The organism is Mycolicibacterium pyrenivorans (assembly GCF_025821625.1).
Lineage (GTDB): Bacteria > Actinomycetota > Actinomycetes > Mycobacteriales > Mycobacteriaceae > Mycobacterium > Mycobacterium pyrenivorans.
Map to the genome: position 1 here is coordinate 137336 of NZ_JACKSH010000026.1, position 7378 is coordinate 144713.

General features: G+C 66.9%; 11 protein-coding genes. 9 read left to right on the top strand and 2 right to left on the bottom strand.

Features of this window, described 5'->3' with window-relative positions:
- Positions 1-30: 30 nt before the first annotated feature.
- The 9 genes from H7I57_RS04405 (at position 31) to H7I57_RS04445 (ending at position 4222) form a co-directional block, all read left to right on the top strand.
- A complete protein-coding gene (locus H7I57_RS04405; RefSeq protein WP_264022091.1) occupies positions 31-240 on the top strand; it encodes a hypothetical protein in 210 nt (69 codons plus the stop codon).
- Entirely contained in the window at positions 237-521 is a 285-nt protein-coding gene (locus H7I57_RS04410; protein ID WP_264022092.1) for a WhiB family transcriptional regulator, read from the top strand. Before H7I57_RS04405 ends, H7I57_RS04410 begins: the two co-directional genes overlap by 4 nt.
- Positions 518-724, top strand: coding sequence for a hypothetical protein (locus tag H7I57_RS04415; protein WP_264022093.1), 207 nt, complete (start codon positions 518-520; stop codon positions 722-724). The genes H7I57_RS04410 and H7I57_RS04415 overlap by 4 nt, the downstream gene beginning before the upstream one ends.
- Positions 721-1047, top strand: a complete 327-nt coding sequence (locus H7I57_RS04420) for a hypothetical protein (protein ID WP_264022094.1) — start codon at positions 721-723, stop codon at positions 1045-1047. The genes H7I57_RS04415 and H7I57_RS04420 overlap by 4 nt, the downstream gene beginning before the upstream one ends.
- Before the next feature lie 13 nt (positions 1048-1060).
- On the top strand, positions 1061-1621 hold the full coding sequence (locus tag H7I57_RS04425) for a hypothetical protein (protein WP_264022095.1): 561 nt from the start codon (positions 1061-1063) through the stop codon (positions 1619-1621).
- 336 nt (positions 1622-1957) lie between these two features.
- Positions 1958-2125, top strand: a complete 168-nt coding sequence (locus H7I57_RS04430; RefSeq protein ID WP_264022096.1) for a hypothetical protein — start codon at positions 1958-1960, stop codon at positions 2123-2125.
- Between the two features lie 139 nt (positions 2126-2264).
- Positions 2265-3116 (top strand): phage major capsid protein, encoded by an 852-nt coding sequence (locus H7I57_RS04435; RefSeq protein WP_264022097.1) that lies wholly within the window; start codon positions 2265-2267, stop codon positions 3114-3116.
- 567 nt (positions 3117-3683) lie between these two features.
- Positions 3684-4034 carry a hypothetical protein gene (locus H7I57_RS04440; protein WP_264022098.1) on the top strand — a complete coding sequence of 117 codons (351 nt, stop codon included), beginning with the start codon at positions 3684-3686 and terminating at the stop codon, positions 4032-4034.
- Positions 4034-4222, top strand: coding sequence for a hypothetical protein (locus tag H7I57_RS04445; RefSeq protein WP_264022099.1), 189 nt, complete (start codon positions 4034-4036; stop codon positions 4220-4222). The genes H7I57_RS04440 and H7I57_RS04445 overlap by 1 nt, the downstream gene beginning before the upstream one ends.
- 79 nt (positions 4223-4301) lie before the next feature.
- Here the strand turns inward: H7I57_RS04445 and H7I57_RS04450 are convergent, their stop codons facing one another.
- Positions 4302-5843 carry a recombinase family protein gene (locus tag H7I57_RS04450; protein ID WP_264022100.1) on the bottom strand — a complete coding sequence of 514 codons (1542 nt, stop codon included), beginning with the start codon at positions 5841-5843 and terminating at the stop codon, positions 4302-4304.
- Positions 5740-7278, bottom strand: coding sequence for an HNH endonuclease signature motif containing protein (locus H7I57_RS04455; protein WP_264022101.1), 1539 nt, complete (start codon positions 7276-7278; stop codon positions 5740-5742). Before H7I57_RS04455 ends, H7I57_RS04450 begins: the two co-directional genes overlap by 104 nt.
- Positions 7279-7378: the final 100 nt, after the last annotated feature.

A 7378-nucleotide genomic window follows, 5' to 3' on the forward strand; every position in this document is an offset into this window, starting at 1 on the left:
GGTGAAGGCCGCTGACACAGGAGCACTGACATGAACCGCCGGGCACGCCGACAGCACGGTCGGCCATCGCTGACCCCCGCCGAGATTCAGCGCGTCGCCGCCTGCCCCGACTGTGGGTCCGAGGTGGAGAGCATCCAGGTCGAGCCCGGCGTCTACGAGGTGCTCGTCCGACATGACGACAGTTGCCCGTGGCTGGCGGCGTTCGAGCGCGACGGCGGCTGGGGGGTGCGGTTCCGATGATGGACAACGTCACCGACCTCCTCGCCGAGCTGGCGGCCCACACCCCGGCGCTGCCCGGCGCGCTGTGCCGCGACCACGTCGACGTTTTCGACAGCGAGACGACAGAGGCCGTCGAGGCGGCCATCACGATCTGTGGGAACTGCCCGGCCCGCGCCGCCTGCGAACGGTGGTCTACTGCAATGGATCCGCGCAGACTCCTCGGCGTCGTCGCCGGGAAGCACTACAGCCACGACCGGCGCAACCCCGCGCCGTCGGCAATCGGAAGGACAGCACGACGATGATCATCACCACACCCGTGAGCGACATGTCGGTGAAGTTCCGCCGCGCCAACGGGCAAGACCTGGTCGCGGCCAGCTTCCTGGACACCCGACACGGAAGGGTGACGGTGCTGCTGCACCCCGCGATGGCCCGCCGCCTCGCCGACGCCCTGCTCGGCCTGTGTGGTCAGATCGACGACCAACCGCACGACGGCGAGACGGCATGACCGACGACGAACTCCTCGCCGCCTACGGGCACCCGCTGTCGGTCGCCTACCCGCCGTGGCTGCGGAAGGTGTACGCCGACTCGCTGCGCAGCCTGTTCCAGCGCACCAGCGGCAAGCCGCTCGACGAGATGACGCCCACCGAGTGCGCCCACGCGCTCGACTACATGAACCGGCAGAACGACGCAGACCAGGAACTGTTCGACCGGACGCTGGAAACCCTCACCGGCAAGCCGCTATCCGAGGTGAGGGTGCACGACCTGCACCAGGTGCTGGCGGCGGACCTCATCGTCATCGAGGCCGCGCTCGGCATCACCGACAACTGACAAGGAGCACACCATGACTGACCCCACCCCCACGGGCCCTGAGAGCCCCGTAGACGGCCCAGAGGCCGACCTCGCGACAGAGGACACCGGCGAGCACCTCGACGACCTCGACGACCGAGAAGTACTACATGAAGGTGAACTACATCCCGACGACGCCCCGACATCACGGGAAGCCGCGAAGTGGCGCAGGAAGTTCCGCGACACCGACCAGCAGTTGCAGGCCGCTCAAGCCGAGCACGACACCGCGCTCGCCGCGATGCAGGCCGAACACGGCGACGCGCTCACCGCGATGCAGGACCGGGTCGAGGCGCTGCAGCGTGCCCACGCCGAACGCCTTCTCGACAAGCTCGGCCTCGCCCCGAAGGCACTGTGGGCTGTCACCGAGCTGGCCGACGTGCTCGACGAGGCCGGGGTGCCCGACGAGGGCAAGGTCGAGGACGCCGCCGCCGTGGCCCGCCAACAGTTGGGTATCAGTCGAGCGCCCGCCGGGTTTCGATCTGGAGCGTCGCGGGTCGCCGAGGAGCCCCGCCCCAACCAGTGGCGGTCGGCGTTTGCGCCGCCGGATCGGGAGTGACCGCACCGCGCGGTCGTAGCGACGTGCTCGTCAGACGTTTTCCCAGGTCAGACCCAACTGATGATAATATACACAATAGGGAAAGCCCCACGGGCACAAGCGAATCCATTCACGGCGGCGACCGGAGGAGCGAGAAGTTTCAAGCGGACAATGTCCGGTTGAAAAACAAGGGCAACGCCGATGCCACCAACGCACTCGATGCGGTGACGCAGAATCCAGCGAGCATCCACAGCGGTGCCGTGGATAATATACACGGCAAGGAGGAGCGCCCCTCGGGCACAAGTGAATCCGCTGCCCTGCGTCGCCTGCGAAAGGACCGTCCCGACCTCCTAGACCGTGTCCTCGAACGAACTGTCGGCCAACGCCGCCGCCGTCGAGGCGGGCTTCCGGCCTCGCAGTATCACCGTCCGCATCACCACCCCCGAATCCATCGCGGCCACCCTGCGCCGCGCGCTGGACCCCGACATGCTGGCCCTGCTCATCAAGGAGCTGCCGCAGAGGTAGAGTCAGGGGTAAGCGTCTCGGCTGAATACCCGCTGAGGGCGCGGGCACCCCTCGGGGTGGCGGCACGGGCCAGCGGCCAGCCGCGTGAATCACCTCCATTCACGCACACTCGCTGTGCCCACCGAAAAGGTTGTCCCACATGACATTTCTTGTCTCCACCCCCACCTCGGACGCCGCGTGGCGGCCCGATGTCACCGTCTTCGCACCTGGCGAAGTGCTGCCCAATGCGCTGATCCTCCAAACCTCAACTGTCGCAGGACAAATCGACGGCGACGCCCCCTCGGTGCGGGTCGCGTTCCTGGACGACGACGACGCCCAGTTCACCGCTGAGGGAAGCGAAATCCCAGAAGCTGAACCAGACCTCGCCGAGCAGTTGATCCACACCGCGAAGATCACCCAGCTCGTCCGCATCACCAACGAGCAGTACAACCAGACCGGAACCGCCAACCAGTTGTCGGAGTCGGTGGCCCGCGCGATCACCCGCCGAGCCAACACCGCCTTCGTCGCCGAGCCAGCGCCGGTCGGGCCCGCCGTCGCACCCGCCGTCGGGCTGATCGGCACCAGCGGCATCGTCGACGGCGGCGTCATGTTCGACTCGCTCGACGTGCTCACCGATCTCCTTGCCACACTGCAGAACAACCTGGCGATCCCCTCGGTCATCCTGCTCGGGCCGCTCGGTTGGAGTGAGATGCGCAAGATGAAGGTCGGCACCTCCTACAACCAAACCCTTTTGGGCGCAGGGACAGCCGACGCCGAGCAGCGGCTGCTCGGGCTACCCGTCGTCGTCGACCCGAGCGTTCCCGACTACAGCGGGTTGGTCCTCGACAAGCGCGCCGTCGTGTCGGCTGTCGGGCCGGTGCGCGTCGCCGTCAGCGAGCACGCCTTCTTCTCCAGCGACTCCGTGCTGCTGCGGGCGACCTGGCGCATCGGCCATGTTGTTGTGCGCCCCAACAGGATTGGCAAGTTCACGATTGTCACACCCGGCTCCTGACAGGATGCCGGTGGCGGTGCCGTTGTGAACCAAGAACGTGGCACGTTCTTGCTTCTCCCGTGCCTCCACCGAACCCGCCGCGCCCAGGGCTCCGAGGAAGCCCTGGGGCACACGCGGCAGGCCCGGTCTCGTCGCCATCCAGGCACCGTGGAGCGCCGTCGGGAAAGGAAGCCCCGACAGTGGTGGCGACGGGCCGTGGTCATCGTCGAGACCGGCGTTGGTCGTTGTCGGACGAGGAAAAGTCTGCACCGCCGTGCAGACTGCAGAAACACCCGCCCGCGTGGCGAGGGTGCTGCATCACCGCAGGTCAGAGGCCTAAGCGTCAAGGGCGCACTATGCCAGCAAAGACCGAGTGACGCATCGGTGCTGGTAGGGGCACCGGGGGGAGGGCTCGGCAACCACCCACGCATCATCGGCAGGCATAGGGTGCCGGTGTCCGTGCTCAGCTCCAAATTCACCCAGGGGGCGAGCGACGACGCCCCCGTGGCACTCGCAAATACCGACCATGTGCGGTATTTGCCCTCGATCCGGAAACCACAGCTCGCGAATCTCTGGGACACTGAGGCCATGGCAGAAACCGCCGGTCAGCGGCTACGCGGCGACCTCGACAGGGCGCTGGCCCGCGCCGCCCGCGAAACCGGGCAGCAGCTGGAGTTCTCGGAAGTCGAGGCTCAACTCATCGAGTGGGCCGCCGACGCTGTCGACACCGCCGACCAGCTGCAGACACGCTATGACGCCGAGCTTGCCGGTGAGCAGCGTCCGACGACCCTGGTGAAATTGAGCGCGGAGATCAGGACCTGCCGCCGAGCTGCTGCCGATTGGGTGGGCAGGGTCGAGATCGGCGACGGGAGGGCGAAGAGCCCGCGCCACGTCCGCGCTGGGCAGGCGCGGTGGAACCGTCCCCCGGCGGTCGGCTGATGGGCCGTGTACGACTTCCCGTGGGCGCGCCCCTGGTGCAGGACCACGACGACTGCAGGTTGAACTGGATGCGGGAGCACGGCGTGTGGACGGCACGCGACGACGCCGTCGTGATCGCCCGCTACGGACCTGATGCGCTCGACGGCCACCGGTGGTGCTGCGTCGAGAGGCTGTGGGAGAAGCGGTGATCCCATTGGGACGGCGATTGCGCAGCATCCGACTGTCAAATCGTTGCCATGGTAACGATTTGCCCACGACCCGCCGCGCCTAGACGCCGCGCCGCTTCCACTGCACGTCGATGTACTTGTCGTCGAACACCCTGGTGCCGCGTGGCACCTTGTTCACCGTGACCGTCATCATCCGGTCGATCACCTTGCCCCGCATGGCCGGTGACGCCTTCGCCCAGTTCGCGGCGACCTTCTCGGGGCCGTCCTTGATGATCTCATCCTCGGGTTCGGTTTCGACCTCCGCGACCTTGCTCGCGTCGAGCACAGCCTGATATTCAGCCATTTTCGGCTTCAATGCCGCTGTGGCACTGGCCAATTGCTGGTTATCGATCTCGCCGAGTGCGCACTGCACGGCCATCCCGTCGAGCCGTTCACGCAGCGCGGTCAACTGCGCCGTCACCATGACGACATCGACGCCGTCATCCTCGCGTTCGGTGTCGGACGCCAGACGCCCCGCGTCGCCTTCCAGTTTGGTTATCAACCGGTCGATCACCAGGTCGCTCACGAACAGGTCGAGCGGCTCGCCGATGCGGGCCACATGAGCGGCTCGTCGCTGCTCGGAGCTGCCGTCCATGCCGGGCCTGCATCGGTAGGTCATCTTGTTCGGCTTGCCAGCGCCCCGGTGCGGATAGCCCGCGTACATCCTGCCGCCGCAGACACCGCAGCGATAGACACCCGACCCCTGATGTTTGACCTCAAATGTGCTGTCACGCTTGCGCACTGGATCCTTCAGGAACGCCACCAGGCCGAGGTGAATGCCCTCCTCCAGCAAGGGTTCCCAGCCGCCGTCCTCGACCGGCGCGGCGCGGCCAACCACCTCACCCCCATGGGTTACCAGACCCGCGTAGAGCGGATTCGAAAGTAACCGGCGCAGTTGGAGATTCGTCCACGCACCACCCCGTGTGGTGGTCACGCCCATCTTGTTCCAGGCGATGGCGATGGAACGCAGTGACGCCTTGCCCAGCACATCGGTCGCGGCCTTCTTCAGCAGCGACGCCTCGGGTTCGAGCGGCTTCCCCTCCTTGGTGTAGCCGAACGGGCGCTGGCCGGGACGGATGCCTTCCTTCGACCACACCCCCGAGGTGCGGCGCTGCTCGTTGGCCAGCCGCTGCCGCTCACCCTTGTGCTCCGATTCTTGGCGTGACACCGAGCCGAGGATGCGGGCCACCATCCGGCCCGCGCTGGACGACAGGTCCAGTTCGCCGCCCTGCACGGCCTTGATGTGCACGCGGTGCTTCTCGGCGATGTCGATCAGGCGCTCAAGGTCCTTCATCGACCGGTAGAGCCGGTCGACATGCCAGCACAGCAGAACGTCGATCTCGCCGCGCTTCATCGACTCCAGCAGTGCCTCGAAGCCGGGGCGCGTCTTCCCGCTGAACGCCGACAGGTCGTTGTCGTCGAACCGCCGGGCGATCTCCCACCGGTTCTGCTCGGCCAGCGCGGTGCACTCATCGACCTGGCGCTGCAGGCCGAGCATCTCACCGCTGATGTCCTGGCTCATGCGGGCGTAGGACGCCACGCGCAGGTCGGTGTACACGGCGGCCTTCGTGCGGGCGGGCGACTTCTTTGTGCTGGTAGTCATGCCTCCAGCATAGGTGCACCAAGTCGACATTTCCGGTCGGGGTTGTCCAGACCACGGTGCCGTCGGGGAATTGTTGTTCCTGCCGCCAGTCTTCGGCGAAGGTTTTGCCTAGGTGGTGGGTGCGGCATTTGCAGTTGAGGTTCGACGGGTGGGTGGGCCCGTAGGGCCAGGGCACGACATGGTCGATGTCGCACTGTTCGGCGGGGACGTTGCAGCCGGGGAAGCGGCAGAACAGATCCCGGGCACGCACGAACGCGGCCAGCTTCGCTGAGGGGCTGTAGTGCGGTTCGGGGTCGGGGCCAGGCAGCCACAGCTGCTTGATCGCGGCTCCGGATCGGATCGCTTCGGCCAGCGCCACGATCGGTAGGATCTTCACCCCGGGCAACAACGCCATCCCCGAATCCCGCACACACCGAGCACCATTCGACCCCGCCGGCTCGACGGGCTCGACGGGCTCGACGGGCTCGACGGGCTCGGCCTCGGGCTCGGGGGTCGGTTCGGGCTGCGGGGTGGCCTCCGATCTCGCCCGGGAGTCTGCCTGTGGCTGCGTCTGCGTCTGTTTCTGTGTTTCGGGGAGTTTTTCTTGTTGTTGGAGGTCTTGGTCGGCGAGCAGTTGGCGGGCGGCTTCGAGTGCGGCAGGGTCGGCGAGCACCGAGATCACCACGTTCGACGAACCCGCCACCGGTGCCGTAGAGGCGGTGCAGTCGGGGGATCCGCACCGGCACGGCAGATGGTCCTGGCCGTGGATGATGGCCCCGACCGCACACGAGCGCCGCTCACCCATGGGCCGCGGATCGTTGTCACAGATCCCTTTCACCAGCGCCGCGATCCGGGCCGTCAGCACCACAGCATCACAGCCGAGCACTTTGCCCCACACGGTGACCAGGGCGTCGGGATCATCGCTGGCCCCGATCCGGAAATCGCGGTCGGTGACCTGCTCGCGGGCGCGGATCACCGCTTCGGGGTCATACCGCTCGATCACGGCGTCAAGGGCAGCGGTCAACCGGTCATCGGAGAGTGGTTCCCACCGCAGCGCCTTCTCGGCCATCTCGGCATCCACCAGTGTCAGCAGTTGCGGGTCCTGCACCAGTCGGGTGCGCCAGGTGACCTGGCTGATCAGACGGGCACTGAGCCGGCCCTGTGCATGCAGGGCGGCGACGTTGGGGAGTCGGTCGCGCAGCGCGACGGCGATGCGCATCTGGGCTGAGGCGCGACGGTGGCCGGTGTTCAACACCGCGCCGAGTTCGCAGGCGGTCTCGATCCAGGAGTCCCACACCCACTCATCGCGCACATCGTCATAGGTCACCTGGTCATGGACCAGCGCCGCGATCGCCGCCGTTTTGCGCGCCCCGGCCCGAACCTCCTCGCACGCGGCCTGCTCGATCGCAGCGATCAACGCCGGCTTGTCCAGCCCCGCCAACCTCGAATCGAACATACATGCGACTCCTCACCTTGTTGTGGGGAGTTTCGGGCTGATTCCGCCGAGCATGAGGTAGATCATCGAGGTCAGTGATTTGGCGGTGTGATGGCCGTAG